Origin of the sequence: Cupriavidus sp. UYPR2.512 (genome assembly GCF_000379565.1) — a bacterium.
Taxonomy (GTDB): Bacteria; Pseudomonadota; Gammaproteobacteria; order Burkholderiales; family Burkholderiaceae; genus Cupriavidus.
In genome coordinates this window covers 1-12807 of the sequence record NZ_KB903210.1, presented here as the reverse complement: position 1 = coordinate 12807, position 12807 = coordinate 1, and the positions used below count along the sequence as shown (strand labels likewise).

Annotated in this window: 14 protein-coding genes and 1 rRNA gene; 5 read left to right on the top strand and 10 right to left on the bottom strand. The window is 68.6% G+C overall.

Going from position 1 to position 12807, the window contains the following annotated elements; all coding sequences use genetic code 11:
* Window positions 1-134 precede the first annotated feature (134 nt).
* Window positions 135-247 (top strand): 5S ribosomal RNA (rrf, locus tag A3A5_RS0137055).
* 139 nt (window positions 248-386) lie between these two features.
* On the top strand, window positions 387-665 hold the full coding sequence (locus tag A3A5_RS42790) for a GIY-YIG nuclease family protein (protein ID WP_081624082.1): 279 nt from the start codon (window positions 387-389) through the stop codon (window positions 663-665).
* 65 nt (window positions 666-730) lie between these two features.
* Here the strand turns inward: A3A5_RS42790 and A3A5_RS0137050 are convergent, their stop codons facing one another.
* Both A3A5_RS0137050 and A3A5_RS0137045 read right to left on the bottom strand, forming a co-directional pair.
* Complete coding sequence (locus tag A3A5_RS0137050) at window positions 731-1153, bottom strand: organic hydroperoxide resistance protein (protein ID WP_018315477.1); 423 nt, start codon at window positions 1151-1153, stop codon at window positions 731-733.
* 46 nt (window positions 1154-1199) lie between these two features.
* Window positions 1200-1676: a MarR family winged helix-turn-helix transcriptional regulator gene (locus A3A5_RS0137045; protein ID WP_018315476.1), complete on the bottom strand. Its 477-nt coding sequence runs from the start codon at window positions 1674-1676 to the stop codon at window positions 1200-1202.
* Between the two features lie 182 nt (window positions 1677-1858).
* On the opposite strand from A3A5_RS0137045, the gene A3A5_RS0137040 reads away from it, so the two are divergent.
* Both A3A5_RS0137040 and A3A5_RS0137035 read left to right on the top strand, forming a co-directional pair.
* Window positions 1859-3325 carry a DegQ family serine endoprotease gene (locus A3A5_RS0137040; RefSeq protein WP_018315475.1) on the top strand — a complete coding sequence of 489 codons (1467 nt, stop codon included), beginning with the start codon at window positions 1859-1861 and terminating at the stop codon, window positions 3323-3325.
* A gap of 260 nt (window positions 3326-3585) precedes the next feature.
* The gene (locus tag A3A5_RS0137035) at window positions 3586-3918 is read left to right on the top strand and encodes a hypothetical protein (protein ID WP_010809792.1); all 333 of its coding nucleotides are present in this window, start codon (window positions 3586-3588) and stop codon (window positions 3916-3918) included.
* 152 nt (window positions 3919-4070) lie between these two features.
* Here A3A5_RS0137035 and A3A5_RS0137030 read toward each other — a convergent pair whose 3' ends face one another.
* The 5 genes from A3A5_RS0137030 to A3A5_RS0137010 form a co-directional block, all read right to left on the bottom strand.
* The gene (locus A3A5_RS0137030) at window positions 4071-5666 is read right to left on the bottom strand and encodes an MFS transporter (protein ID WP_198293209.1); all 1596 of its coding nucleotides are present in this window, start codon (window positions 5664-5666) and stop codon (window positions 4071-4073) included.
* On the bottom strand, window positions 5663-6151 hold the full coding sequence (locus A3A5_RS0137025) for a MarR family winged helix-turn-helix transcriptional regulator (RefSeq protein WP_018315473.1): 489 nt from the start codon (window positions 6149-6151) through the stop codon (window positions 5663-5665). Before A3A5_RS0137025 ends, A3A5_RS0137030 begins: the two co-directional genes overlap by 4 nt.
* Before the next feature lie 109 nt (window positions 6152-6260).
* Complete coding sequence (locus A3A5_RS0137020; RefSeq protein WP_018315472.1) at window positions 6261-8231, bottom strand: DUF3488 and DUF4129 domain-containing transglutaminase family protein; 1971 nt, start codon at window positions 8229-8231, stop codon at window positions 6261-6263.
* The gene (locus A3A5_RS0137015; protein ID WP_018315471.1) at window positions 8228-9259 is read right to left on the bottom strand and encodes a DUF58 domain-containing protein; all 1032 of its coding nucleotides are present in this window, start codon (window positions 9257-9259) and stop codon (window positions 8228-8230) included. Before A3A5_RS0137015 ends, A3A5_RS0137020 begins: the two co-directional genes overlap by 4 nt.
* A 5-nt stretch (window positions 9260-9264) precedes the next feature.
* On the bottom strand, window positions 9265-10191 hold the full coding sequence (locus A3A5_RS0137010) for a MoxR family ATPase (RefSeq protein WP_018315470.1): 927 nt from the start codon (window positions 10189-10191) through the stop codon (window positions 9265-9267).
* A 255-nt stretch (window positions 10192-10446) separates the two neighbouring features.
* On the opposite strand from A3A5_RS0137010, the gene A3A5_RS0137005 reads away from it, so the two are divergent.
* A complete protein-coding gene (locus A3A5_RS0137005) occupies window positions 10447-11268 on the top strand; it encodes a phytanoyl-CoA dioxygenase family protein (RefSeq protein ID WP_018315469.1) in 822 nt (273 codons plus the stop codon).
* 15 nt (window positions 11269-11283) lie between these two features.
* Here A3A5_RS0137005 and A3A5_RS0137000 read toward each other — a convergent pair whose 3' ends face one another.
* From A3A5_RS0137000 to A3A5_RS42785, 3 genes are all read right to left on the bottom strand, one after another.
* Complete coding sequence (locus A3A5_RS0137000; RefSeq protein ID WP_018315468.1) at window positions 11284-12126, bottom strand: IclR family transcriptional regulator; 843 nt, start codon at window positions 12124-12126, stop codon at window positions 11284-11286.
* Window positions 12127-12244: 118 nt separating this feature from the next.
* On the bottom strand, window positions 12245-12637 hold the full coding sequence (locus A3A5_RS0136995; protein ID WP_232431583.1) for a hypothetical protein: 393 nt from the start codon (window positions 12635-12637) through the stop codon (window positions 12245-12247).
* On the bottom strand, window positions 12601-12807 hold a 207-nt coding region (locus tag A3A5_RS42785), incomplete at its 5' end, for a hypothetical protein (protein ID WP_369797769.1). The genes A3A5_RS42785 and A3A5_RS0136995, both read right to left, overlap by 37 nt.

Here is a 12807-nt window from a genome sequence, read left to right as displayed (position 1 = left end):
GCTTGATCCTATAACCAGTGTGTTTTGCCTGGTGAGTGATTCGCCTGTGCCCTCGGTTGGCACAATACGCACAACCAAGACTACATCCCTATTCGTGACGCTGGCTTCAACCCCCAGCGTCACAACCCCTCATGCCTGGTGACCATAGCGAGCTGGAACCACCCCTTCCCATCCCGAACAGGTCCGTGAAACAGCTCCGCGCCGATGATAGTGCGGATTCCCGTGTGAAAGTAGGTCATCGCCAGGCTCTTATACTGCAGAACCCCCAGCCCCAAAAGGCTGGGGGTTTTTGCTTTGGCGCGGCGGAAATGCAATGGCTCGCAACCGCCGCTCCGGCGTAATACCATTACCGCTGAATCCCCCGCTGAGTCCCCGTTATTCTATCCATGTCGGCTGACAGCGCCTGGTATCTCTATCTGCTCGAATGCACTGGCGATTCCATTTATACTGGAATCACGACTGATGTTGCCCGCCGCTTCGCCGAGCATCTGTCTGGAAAAGGCGCCAAATACACGCGATCACGCAAGCCCATACGCGTCCTGGGCCAATTGCGCTTTGAGACAAAATCCGAAGCGTTGAAGGCGGAAATCGAGATCAAGCGCTTGAGTTCGACACAGAAGCGCGCTTTTTGCGCGCAACTGCCAGCAGCCGAGCCGGATCGCTAGCCAGCCGGGCGACAAAAAAAAGCCGGTATCGCCTTCGCGATACCGGCCTTTTCCATCCTGCAGGATCAGACCACAGTCAGCGTCACGTCGATATTGCCGCGCGTCGCGTTCGAGTAGGGGCAGACCTGGTGCGCCTGTTCGACCAGCTTTTCGGCAGCCTCGCGCTCGAAGCCCGGCAGCGAGATCTTCAGTTCGACCTGGATGCCGAAGCCTTGCGGGATCGGGCCGATGCCGACCGCGCCTTCGATCGTGGCGTCGGCGGGCACGGTGATCTTCTGCTGGCCGGCCACGAAGCGCATGGCGCCCAGGAAGCAGGCTGAATAGCCGGCAGCAAAGAGCTGTTCCGGATTCAGGCCGTTGCCGGCGCCACCCATTTCCTTGGGCACGGCCAGTTTGGCATCGAGCTGGCCATCGGACGTGGTGGCACGGCCGTCACGGCCGCCGGTGGCGGTGGCATGGGCGGTATAAACGACTTTTTCGAGTTTCATCTAAGGCTCCGGTTTGTTGCCCGAGGGGGCGCATCAACGCTTGCCGTCAGTCCGGCAGGCTGGAATCGGTCCGCGCTTGTTCAAGCGTCGACCGCAGTGCATGCAGGCGCTGCGTCAGGGCCTGGATCTCTTCGACCGGGCACTGCGTGGCGCACAACATCTGTTCAGGAATACGCGCGGCGCGCTGGCGCAACGCGCGGCCGGAGTCGGACAGGCTGACCAGCACCCGCCGTTCGTCGGCTGCGTCACGTGTTCGTGTGACCAGCCGCGCCGTCTCCAGCCGCTTCAACAGTGGCGTCAGCGTCCCCGAGTCCAGCGCCAGCCGGGCGCCGAGTTCCGAGACTGTCAACGTTTCCGTCTCCCACAACACCAGCATCACGAGATATTGCGGATAAGTAAGTCCAAGCTCACTTAAGAGCGGCTTGTACAACTTGGTCATGGCCAGTGAGCTCGAATACAGCGCAAAGCACAACTGGCGATCCAGTAACAACCAGTCTGGGGAGGAGTCGTTGTCGCGTTCCATGGCAATATATTATACGCAATTAAATTGTGCGCAAGATAAATTTACAATGTCCCTGAAATGTGCTCGATACGCCCGTGCGTGGCCAGCGCTGAACCTTAAGTCTGTTTTAAGTCTGGGTCGCTAGCATGACCGTGTCGCGTCGCAAAGTGCCGACGCCTGATGCTCAAGGAAAGGAACAACACATGATGCGCCAGACCATCGCTCGCACGGCCGTTGGTATCGCGGCCCTTGCCGCCCTTGGCGGCGGTTATGCCTATCTGCAGAAGGAAGTCATCACGCCGGGATATGCGGCACCTGCGCCAGCCGCCGCGCCCGCGCAGCCGGCGGCCGCAGTGACCACGCCGACGGATTTCTCCGGCATCGTGGCACAGTACGGGCCCGCCGTGGTCAATATCAGCGTCACCGCGCGCGCCCAGCGCACCGCGGCGCAGATGCCGCCGGGCATCGATCCGGACGATCCCCTGTTCCAGTTCTTCAAGCGTTTCGGGCCGCAGCTCCAGGGTCCGCAGGGCGGGCAGCAGCAGCTGGTGCGCGGACTGGGCTCGGGCTTTATCGTGAGCCCGGACGGGCTGATCCTGACCAATGCGCACGTCGTCGACGGCGCGCAGGAGGTCACCGTCAAGCTGACCGACCGCCGCGAGTTCAAGGCCAAGGTGCTCGGCAGCGATCCGCAGACCGACGTGGCCGTGATCCGCATCGACGCCAAGAACCTGCCGGCCGTGCGCCTGGGCGATCCTGCGCGGGTGCGCGTGGGCGAGCCGGTGCTGGCGATCGGTTCTCCCTACGGCTTCGAGAACACCGTGACCGCGGGCATCGTCAGCGCCAAGTCGCGCTCGCTGCCGGACGATACCTATGTGCCGTTCATCCAGACCGATGTCGCCGTCAATCCCGGCAACTCGGGCGGGCCGCTATTCAACCAGCGCGGCGAGGTGGTCGGCATCAACGCGCAGATCTACAGCCAGACCGGCGGCTACCAGGGCCTGTCGTTCGCGATCCCGATCGACGTGGCCACCAAGGTGCAGCAGCAGCTGGTGGCGCATGGCAAGGTCACGCGCGGGCGCCTCGGCATCAGCGTGCAGGAGGTGAACCAGGCGCTGGCGCAATCGTTCGGGCTGCCCAGGCCTGCCGGTGCGCTGGTCAACTCGGTCGAGCCCGACAGCCCGGCCGCGCGCGCTGGCCTGAAACCCGGTGACGTCATCATGCAGCTGGACAATGACGTGATCGACCATTCGGGCGACTTGCCCGAGCACGTGGCCGATATCAAGCCGGGCACGCAGACCTCGCTGAAGATCATCCGCAAGGGCCAGCCGATGACGCTGTCGGTGACGGTGGGCACGGCCAAGGACCGGGCCGTCGCACAGAAGGGCGGCGGCAGCGAGGCTGGCGGCCGGCTGGGGCTGGCGGTGCGCCCGCTCACGCCGGCGGAGAAGCGCGACAGCGGCATCGACGGCGGCCTGGTGGTCCAGGATGTGGCCGGTCCCGCCGCGCGCGTCGGCATCCAGCCGGGCGACGTGATCCTGTCGCTCAACGGCACGCCCATCAGCTCGGCCGAGCAGCTCAAGTCGCTGGTATCGAAATCGGGCAAGCAGGTGGCACTGCTGGTGCAGCGCGACGAGGCGCGCATCTTCATTCCGCTCGACCTGGGCTGATTGCCGCGGGCACGCCAGACTGCCCGCAAGCCGTTAACTGGCAAGGCTTTGGTGCCCGCGCGGGCCGTATACCCCGACGTATACCGACACGTATACGAAGTGGGTATACGGCCCGCTAAGCCTTGCCGGAGGCGGGATTCAGCGCAACGAACTGCTTACAGAAAGCGCGCCAGCAGGTATTATCTCGACTGCGATGCACGAAGCATGCGGCGGCAGCCCCCGCCGACCCTGGTTCTGCTGAATCGACAAAGAGGAAGTCTATGCAGTTGGATTTCACCCGCGCCATCACGCCGGGTACCGATAGAGCGCGGCGACTGACGTCCACGACGTCCACCGCCGGCTCCGCGCCGAAGCCCCGGCGGCGCAAGAAGGTTGTCGCCCCCCACTGGGAGCGCGGCTACCGCTCACACTTCTACCGCAACGAACGCGGCGACAAGCTTGGCGAAGTGCGCCTGTCCGAGCGCGGCGACATCCCCGTGGTCTACCACTGGGCCGCCGGCAATTACTCTGGCGCGGAAGGCTCGCTGGCCCACGCCCGTGCGCGCGTGGAAGAGACCATCGGTTTCGGCATGCGCCAGCTGTCGCTGTTCTGAGCAGGTACTTCGCCGGTGCCGCATCCGCCGGCACTGCGACCCGTCCGCGCCATCGCCTCGTGCGCGGTGCCTTCGCTTCTCCCCGAATTCCGCGTCTGTCCCGCAGTAGTTCCAGTCGTCGCACGGCTTGTGCATAGCCGCTCGCGCGGGCTTCAGGCCAGCCGCCGCTGCAGCAGCATGTACGCCGCCGCGCCCAGCGCCAGCACGGCAATCAGCCGGTAGATATCCTCGCAGGCAATCAGCCTGGCCTGTTGCTCGATCAGCCCGTTCAGTTGCGCGAGCGCGCCCAAGTGGGCCTGCGCCGCATCGAAGCCGCGCGCGGCCAACGCCGCCTGCATGGCAGACATCCAGTGTCCGGTCTCGGCGGGGCGCTGGCCCACCGCGTGCAGCAGGCTGTCGTGCACCGCGAACTGGCGGTTCTGCAGCAGCACCGCACCCAGCGCCGAGGCAAAGGAGCTGGCGACCTGCCGCATCAGGTTCTTGCTGCGGTAGCCATGGGCGAATTCATCGGGACCGAGCGCCCGGAACGTCAGCCCGGCAATGGGGATGATCACCAGCACGCCGAACAGCCCCTTGCCGACCAGCCCCCATGCCAGCGCCGGCGGGCCGGCGTCGGGCGGCATCTGCGAGAACCACCATGCCGTGGCGGCCATCAGCACCAGGCCGGCGACCATCAGCGGCTTCTTGCGCGTCAGGCGCGGCGCCACCTGCAGGTAGACGAAGATGCCGGCCAGGCTGACCAGCGCGGCAAAGGTGTTGAGCCAGCCGGTGGTGGCCAGCGGGATCTTCAGCGCCTGCTCGGCGTAGATCGGGAACAGGTAGCCGCTCAGGTTGCTGATCATGTAGTACACGAAGTACATCGCCAGGCCGGTCAGGTACACCGGGTGGCGCAGTGCGCGCAGGTGCAGCACCGGTTCGCTGTGGTGCCACTGGTGCCACAGGAACACGGCCAGCAGCCCCAGGCCCGAGGCAGCCACCAGCGCGAGCCGCAGCGGGTGCGAGAACACGTCGAAGCGCGCCTCGGTCAGCGCTGCCTGCAAGGTCACGATGGCGGCGCCGAACAGCAGCAGCGGCCCGAGCGCGGGGCCGCTGGTATTGGCGCGCGGCTCCGCATCCGGCAGCAGCAGCCAGGCACCGAGCGTGGCCAGCGCGGCGAACGGCAGCACGCCATAGAACACGTCCTGCCATACGCCATGGTCGATCAGCTCGGCGGCGAAGGCCGGGCCCAGTGCCGATGCCGAGAAGATGCCGATCATGAAAATGCGGGCGGCGCGCGGGCGCGCCGTCGGGCCGAACAGCACGTTGACCAGGATGCGGCAGCTGGTGAACAGCGCGCCGCCGCCCACGCCCTGGATAAAGCGCGCCACCACCATCTGCGGCAGCGCATGGCTGGTTGCGGCCACGACCGTGCCCGCCATGAACAGCAGCAGTGCCCCCGTCAGGTAGTAGCGGTAGCCGAACCGGCGCGACAGCCATTGCTGCTTCAGGATCATCAGCATGCTGCCCACCGCGTAGGCCGCCTGCACCAGCGCAAAGCTGCGCGGGTCGGCGTCGAGGCCGCCGACGATATGGCTGGAGGCAAACACGAACATGATGTTCTCGAGGAACTCCACGCCGGTTGCCAGCGCCAGCAGCATCATCAGCAGGGTCTGGCGCTGCCGGTGGCTCAGCCAGCGCAGCCACCGCATGCTGACGCGCAATCGCCGCAGGGGCTGCAACCGCGGCTGCCAGGGGGAGCCGGGATTCATGGCCGCAGCCCCTCCAGGGTCTGGTGCAATTGGGTCAATGCACGCGTGGCGCCAGCCAGGCCGCCTGCGCCGAGCGGCGCCCAGGCCTCGCCGTAGGCGGCATGCACCGCCGGCGCAGCGCGCTCCAGCAGCCGGCGGCCGGCCGGGGTCAGGGTAAGCTCCAGGCTGCGCCGGTCGCTGGCCGACGACCGTCGGCGCAGCAGCCCGCGCGTTTCCAGGCCGTCCAGCAGCCGCGTCATCTGCGTGCGCGTGGCGTCCAGCGTGGTGCCCAGCTCGGACGGCATGCTGGGCTGGTTTTCGTCGGCGGCAAGCATACTCAGGAGCAGGTACTGGCTCATGTCCAGTTCGAACGGGGCCAGTGCGTGGTCGATATGGCTGCGCAGCAGGCGCGCGGTGCGCAGCAGCAGCCTGGAGGCCAGGATCAGGTCGCGCGGGGCCTCGGGATGGCTGGCGCAGAAGCGGTCGATGCGTTGTTCGAAAGACATGGCGGGAGGCGTTGCGACCCACGCGAGCGGCGGATCGGCTACATTTGATATAGTTACAGATGAAATTATATCAAACGAAGCTAATCCCGTCAGGCGTACCGGCCGGGGCCTAATGCCGCAACGCCGCGGCGATCTGGCGAATGCCTGCCCGCATCACTGCCAGCGCCTGCGCATGGCGCGCGGCCGGCAGGTTGCCGTAGCGCAAGCCGACATAGGCGGCGCTGACGGCAGCGATCGCGTCGGCAGCGCGCGGCAGCCGTGCGCAGGCGCGCGCGGCGAAGTCTTGCGGTCCTTCGGCTTGGGCGCGCTCGCAGCCGTGGCGGGCCAGCAGCGCGCAGAAGCGGGCATAGGCCGCATCGACGGGGTCTGCCGGCCCGCGGCGCCGCCACAGCGGCACCAGCGCCAGCAGGCACAGTGCGCCCAGCACGCCGGCCAGCAGCTGCCCCGCACCCGCGCCGGCGCCGAGTGCCAGCAGCAGCCGCTGCTGCTGCGCATGGTCGTACTGCAGCACCCAGCGCTGCCAGGTGTAGACGACGCCTTCATAGGCCCAGCGCAGGTCCTTGAGCCATGCCGGTTGCTGCGACGGCCGCCAGTCGGCGGCGTCGCTGCCCACCACCGCATCCAGTCCCTGCTCGATGCGGCTTGGCGCGACGGCGCTGGTCGGGTCCACGCGCACCCAGCCGCGGCCGTCGAGCCAGACCTCGGCCCAGGCATGCGCATCGGACTGGCGCACCACGTAGTGGTTGCCGATGGGGTTGTACTCGCCACCCTGGTAGCCCGTGACCACGCGCGCGGGCACGCCGGCGGCGCGCATCAGGAAGACGAAGCTGCTGGCGTAGTGCTCGCAGAAGCCGCGCCGGGTGTCGAACACAAAGCTGTCGACCTGTTCGCCGCCCAGCGGCGGCGGGTTCAGCGTATAAGCGAAGGGCGCCGCCGCGAACAGCCGCAGCGCGGCCTGCACGCGCGCGGCGGGATCGGCATGGCGGTCGGCCCATTGGGCGGCCAGTGCGCGGGCGCGCGGATTGCCGTCCGGCAGGCCCAGGGCCAGCCGGCGCGTGGCGGGTGCCAGCGCTTCGTGCGCAGGGGACAGCGTGGAATGCGTGCGGTAGCGGATGCGCTGGTCCACCGGCCGGCGCACCATGAATTCGCCGTCGGGCGTGGCGGCCGCGTCCACGCCGGCGGACAGCGCCTGGCCGCGGTCCAGCGCGAACAGCCAGCGCTGCTGGCTGGGCTCGAGCGTGATGCTGACGTCGATGCCATCCGTGTTGCCGGCGGCGGGCGCGGGCGCCAGTTGCTGCCGGCGCTGCCGCGACGGGTGCCAGGTGGTGCCGTCGTAATCCCACAGCACCAGCGCACGCCAGTACAGCGCAGCGGCGGGCAGCGGCGGGCCGGCGACCTCGGCACGCAGGGCGACTTCGGGCGAACGGATCAGCTGCCCGACGCTGCCCGGCCGCATGGTGTCGCTGATGCCGGTGGTGCCGCGCGGCGCCGATTGCGGCAGTTGCCACAGCGGGTGCTCCAGCCGCGGGAACAGCACGAACAGCGCCAGCGCCCAGGGCAGGCCCAGCAGCGCCATGCGCCCCAGCAGCGGCCAGATCGCCAGCCGGCTGCGCGCCTCGGGGTGGTGCAGCAGCAGCCAGTTGCGCAGCACCCAGGCGCCGATCGCCAGGCTGTACAGCGCCAGCCAGAACGGCTGGTCGGACAGGTACAGCGTCAGCAGCAGGTAGAACGACAGCTGCGTGACCAGCGTCGCGTCCGACAGCGCGCGGCATTCCAGCAGCTTGAGGATGACAAAGGCGCCCAGCAGCGCCACCGCGAGCTCGCGCCCCATGCCGCCGCCGTCCTGCCACACCAGCGCGCTGGCCACCAGCAGCACCATCACCGCGGTGATGCCGAGCATCCAGCGCGAAGGCAGCGGCGCCCGTCGCCGCCACAGCAGCCAGCGCCAGCCCAGCAGCAGCACCAGCAGCAGGCTGACCGCCACCGGCAGCGTGCGCGCCTGCGGCACCAGCACCAGCGCCAGCTGGCCCAGCAGCAGGCCATGGTCGTCATGCTGCAGCGGCCGCGCGACGGGTTTCACATCCGGTCTCCGGCGCGATAAGCCGCGGTCCGTTGCGGCCATAACGCCAGCGCTTCCAGGCAGGCGCGCCGGTGGCTGGCGCCGCACGCCGGCGGCAGTTCAACGCCGGGCAGGCGCAGGCCGATCTCGGCATCGTCACCGGCGGCCAGCAGCCATGCGCACAGGCGCGACAGCCGCGCTTCCGCCGCCATGCCGGCCGGGAGCGCGTGCCAGTCGAGCCAGCGGGCCGGTTGCTGCGGCGGATCGCCGGCGCGGCTGAGCCAGCGGCCGGTGCGCGCGCTGTGCTTCCAGGCGATGCGGTGCAGCGGGTCGCCGCTGCGGTAGCGGCGCAGCTGGTCGATGCCGTCGTCGCTGCCTGCCGCGCTGGCGGCGGTGTGCACGGCGTCGCCAGCGTCGGGCCGAAATGCGGCAGGCGCTGGCGGGGCGTCGGGCTCCGGGGCGGGATAGACCAGCGTCGACATGTCCAGGTCTGCATAGCTCCAGACCCGGAACAGCCCGAACGGAAAGCGGCTGGCGATTGCCACGCGCGGCAGCACCAGCCGGCCCCGGCGCGCTGTTGGCACGTGCAGGGCGAGCATGCCGCTGGCGCTGCCATCGAGCGTCAGCATGGCGGTTGCCACGTTTGCCAGCGTCGGCACGCGCGCCTCGATGCCGATGCGCGCGTCGGCATCGCGGTTGTCAATGCGCAGCTGGAACACGGCATCCTGTCCGGCATGGGCCGGCGCCGCCGGGCCCGCGGCCACGGCGAGGTCGAGCAGGTTGCGGTAGGTCAGCCACATGCAGGCCATGCCGATGCCGGCCAGCAGGAAGGTCAGCGCAAAGCCCAGGCTGATGTTGTAGTTCAGCGAAGTCAGCAGCATCGCCGCCAGCACGACCGCAAAGCCGAGGCCGCCGCGGGTGGGCAGGATATAGAGGTGGCGGCGATCCAGCAGCAGCGTGCCGCCGGTCCCGCCGGTCGGGCGCCGGCCCGCCGTGCGGCGCTGAGCCATGGCCGGCGCGCCGCGGAGCACGCTTTTGCGCGCCGCCATGGCCTTCAGGGAATGGCCACGCCGGCCTGCAGCGCGGCCAGCTCGCCGGCAACGGCCGCGTGGCCGCCCGCGCCGGCGGGCAGCAGGCGGTGCGCGGCCACCGCGGTGAAGACCGCCTGCACATCTTCCGGCAGCACCATGCTGCGCTGCGCCAGCAGGGCCCAGGCGCGCGCGCAGGCCAGCAGCGCCAGCCCCGCACGCGGCGACAGCCCCGCGGCAAAGCCGCCGTGGCTGCGCGTGGCCTGCACCAGCGCCAGCACATAGTCCACCAGCGCCGGGCTGGCGTACACCTGTGCGGCAGCCTCCTGCAGCGCCAGCACCTGGCTGCCATCCATCACCGGGGGCAACTGTGGCGTGCTGGCGCCTCCCAGGTACAGCACGCGCTCGAAGGCGGGGTCGGGGTAGCCGAGCGACAGCCGCATGGTGAAGCGGTCCAGCTGCGATTCGGGCAAGGCATGCGTGCCGATCTGCTCCAGCGGATTCTGCGTGGCGATCACGAAAAACGGCGACGGCAGCGCGTGCGTGGCGCCGTCATGGGTCACCTGTCCCTCGGCCATGGCCTCGAGCAGCGCGCTCTGGGTCTTGGGCGGCGCGCGGTTGATCTCGTCGGCCAGCACCACCTGTGCGAACACCGGGCCGCGATGGAAGCGGAACTCGCCAGCGTCGCGGACAAAAACCGAAACCCCGATCAGGTCGGCCGGCAGCAGGTCGCTGGTGAACTGCACGCGCTGGTATTGCAGCCCGAGCGTGCGCGCCAGCGCATGGGCCAGCGTGGTCTTGCCGACCCCGGGCACGTCTTCCAGCAGCAGGTGGCCGCGTGCCAGCATGCAGGCCAGCGCCAGCCGCACCTGCTGCGGCTTGCCAAGAACGATGCGGCCCAGCTGGGCCTGGGCCTCTGCCAGCGAAGCGACGATGCGTGGGCGAGCGGTCACGTTGGGCCTCGGCGCAAAAGGTGGATAAAGCGGGGGGATGCAGGGAATATCGGGTGAAGACCAGCGCATTGTAGCGGCGCGGGCGGCACGCGGCACCGTCTGTTTCCGTACGGAGACGGTGGATGCCCCGGCGCTGCCTGCATGGTTATGGTGCAGCGCCTGCGCCAGATCGCGCCGGTTCTGGCATCATGAGCCTGTCGGGCCACCGCGGCCCTTCCCATTCCTCTTTCCGCTGCCTGTGCCGCGCCTGCTGCAATGACCTCGCTGGACCCCTGCGCCGACCTGCCTTCCTCCGTCCTGTCTGCCGATGCCGGCGCGCTGCCGCGCCTGGTGCAGGCCTTCCACGCCAACGGTTTCGTGATCCTGCGCGGCTTTGCCGACGAGCCGGCCTGCGCGGCGCTGGAGGCGGTGACGCGTGAGCACCTGGCGGCGGCGGTGCCGCCGGTGGAGTTCGAGGCCGACCTGGGCTATCCCGGCGCGCCGGCCGCGCGCGATGCCGCCGGCGGCGGCACGGTCAGGCGGCTGCGCCAGGCCTACGGGCGCGATGAGGTATTCCGCCGCTGGGCCAGCGACCCGCAGCTGGTGGCGGTGGTGCAGGCGCTGCTGGGCGAGCCCGCCCGCATCACGCTGGCGCACCACAACTGCGTGATGACCAAGCATCCGCACTACGGCAGCCAGACTGGCTGGCACCGCGATACGCGCTACTGGTCGTTTGCCCGGCCGGAACTGGTGACGGTGTGGCTGGCGCTGGGCGACGAGGACGAGCGCAACGGCGTGCTGCGCGTCATCCCGGGTTCGCACCAGGCGAAGCTGGAGCCGGGCCAGCTGGACCCGGCTGAATTCCTGATCGAGGCCCACCCGGCCAGCCAGCCCCTGCTGGACGCCGCGCAGCCGCTGGCGCTGCACCGCGGCGACGTGCTGTGCTTCGACAGCCGGCTGTTCCATGCGGCCGGCCGCAATGCGTCCAACGCGGTCAAGCTGTCCGTGGCGTTTGCGTATTTCGGGGCCAGCAACCGGCCGCTGGACGGCACGCGCTCGGCCGAATTCGGCAGCGTGGAGCTGCCCGCGGCAGTCTGATCCCGGCGGCTGCGCTCAGGTGCGCAGCCCGACCAGCCCGGAAATCTTCTCCGAAGCTTCCAGCAGCGGCGGCAGGAAACGCTCCAGCATCTCCTGCGCGCTGGTGCGGTTGGCCTGGCCGCTGATATTGATGGCGGCGATGGTGTGGCCGGCGCGGTTGCGGATCGGCGCGGCCAGCGACACCAGCCCTTCTTCCAGCTCCTGGTCGTTGAGCGCCCAGCCGCGCTTGCGGATGTCGGCGATGATGGCCTTGAGCGCATCCACGTCGGTGACGGTGCGGCCGGTGCGCGCGCGCAGTTCGGTGGCGCGCAGCACGCTGTCGAGCTCGGGCTCGGCCAGGCCGGCCAGCAGCACCCGCCCCATCGACGAGCAATAGGCCGGCAGGCGGCTGCCGATCGACAGGTTGATGGTCATGATCTTGCGCGCCGGCACGCGCAGCACGTAGACGATCTCGGTGCCGTCCAGCACCGAGATCGAGCAGCTTTCATGCACCTGCTGCGACAGCGTCTCCATGATCGGCTCGGCCAGGTTCCAGAACGGCATCGAGGTCAGGTAGGCGAAGCCCAGGTCCAGGATCTTGGGCGTGAGCCGGAACAGGCGGCCGTCGGCCTGCACGTAGCCCAACCCCACCAGCGTCAGCAGGATGCGGCGCGCACCGGCGCGCGTCAGGCCGCTGGCCTGGGCGATCTCGGTCAGCGTCTGGGCCGGGTGCTGCGCGTTGAAGGCCCGGATGACCGACAGCCCGCGTGCAAAGGACTGCACATAGCTGTCGCTCGGCTTTTCGGGCGTGGCGGCGGCGCTGTCGGCGGTCTGCGGTGCTTGCGGCTGGTTCTGGCGGGAATCGGTGGGGCTGGCCATTTACGTAGCCCGGCGCGGTTCGCCGGATTGGCACGGAAAGGCCGAAAGGGTAGAGGAAATGCCGGGATTGCGCCAGTACCGGCCGCGGACATGGCCTGGCGCCCGGTGAGCGGGTTCCTTACCGGAAGCTGCGCTGCGCCAGCACGAATACCGCCGCCACCACGCACAACACGGCAAAGCCGTGCAGCATGTCCATGCCGGCCAGCAGCGTGGCCTGCCGGTCGACTTCCAGCGAGATCTTGGCCAGACTCGTTGCCGAGAGCGCATCCGGCGCCTGCAGCACCGGGTTGTAGCGCGTGATGTGCTCCACCAGGTGGGTGCGGTGCTGCGCCAGGCCGTCCTGCATGAACACGCTGGCCAGGCCGGTGCCCATCGCCGAGGCGATCTGCTTGCACACGTTCTTGAACTGGTAGGCGTGCGAGAAGTCCTCGACCGGCACTTCCAGGTAAGGAACGTGCTCGAAATAACTTCCCGCTATGCGGCGTTCCGTGAGCGGATGCTGTAGTTCCACGCAGGCAAGGTTGAGTCGTACTCGATGTTCAGTGAAGCACGGACGCAACGAGTGACTGTCCGTCCGGCTTCATAGACTCCGTCAAGAATGTCAGCAGTAACTTTCAGTCCGGTTTTTGTGCAGGCTTTTTCGATCAGTTCACGAACCAGACTAACGCTGCTGAAGACTAC

Excerpts from the sequence above, each read along its gene's own strand:
- A3A5_RS42790 (WP_081624082.1), top strand. The coding sequence starts at position 387 with ATGTCGGCTGACAGCGCCTGGTATCTCTATCTGCTCGAATGCACTGGC.
- A3A5_RS0137030 (WP_198293209.1), bottom strand. The coding sequence starts at position 5,666 with ATGAATCCCGGCTCCCCCTGGCAGCCGCGGTTGCAGCCCCTGCGGCGA.
- A3A5_RS0137000 (WP_018315468.1), bottom strand. The coding sequence starts at position 12,126 with ATGGCCAGCCCCACCGATTCCCGCCAGAACCAGCCGCAAGCACCGCAG.
- A3A5_RS0137045 (WP_018315476.1), bottom strand. The coding sequence starts at position 1,676 with ATGGAACGCGACAACGACTCCTCCCCAGACTGGTTGTTACTGGATCGC.
- A3A5_RS0137035 (WP_010809792.1), top strand. The coding sequence starts at position 3,586 with ATGCAGTTGGATTTCACCCGCGCCATCACGCCGGGTACCGATAGAGCG.
- A3A5_RS0137005 (WP_018315469.1), top strand. The coding sequence starts at position 10,447 with ATGACCTCGCTGGACCCCTGCGCCGACCTGCCTTCCTCCGTCCTGTCT.
- A3A5_RS0137025 (WP_018315473.1), bottom strand. The coding sequence starts at position 6,151 with ATGTCTTTCGAACAACGCATCGACCGCTTCTGCGCCAGCCATCCCGAG.
- A3A5_RS0137040 (WP_018315475.1), top strand. The coding sequence starts at position 1,859 with ATGATGCGCCAGACCATCGCTCGCACGGCCGTTGGTATCGCGGCCCTT.
- A3A5_RS0137015 (WP_018315471.1), bottom strand. The coding sequence starts at position 9,259 with ATGGCGGCGCGCAAAAGCGTGCTCCGCGGCGCGCCGGCCATGGCTCAG.
- A3A5_RS0137050 (WP_018315477.1), bottom strand. The coding sequence starts at position 1,153 with ATGAAACTCGAAAAAGTCGTTTATACCGCCCATGCCACCGCCACCGGC.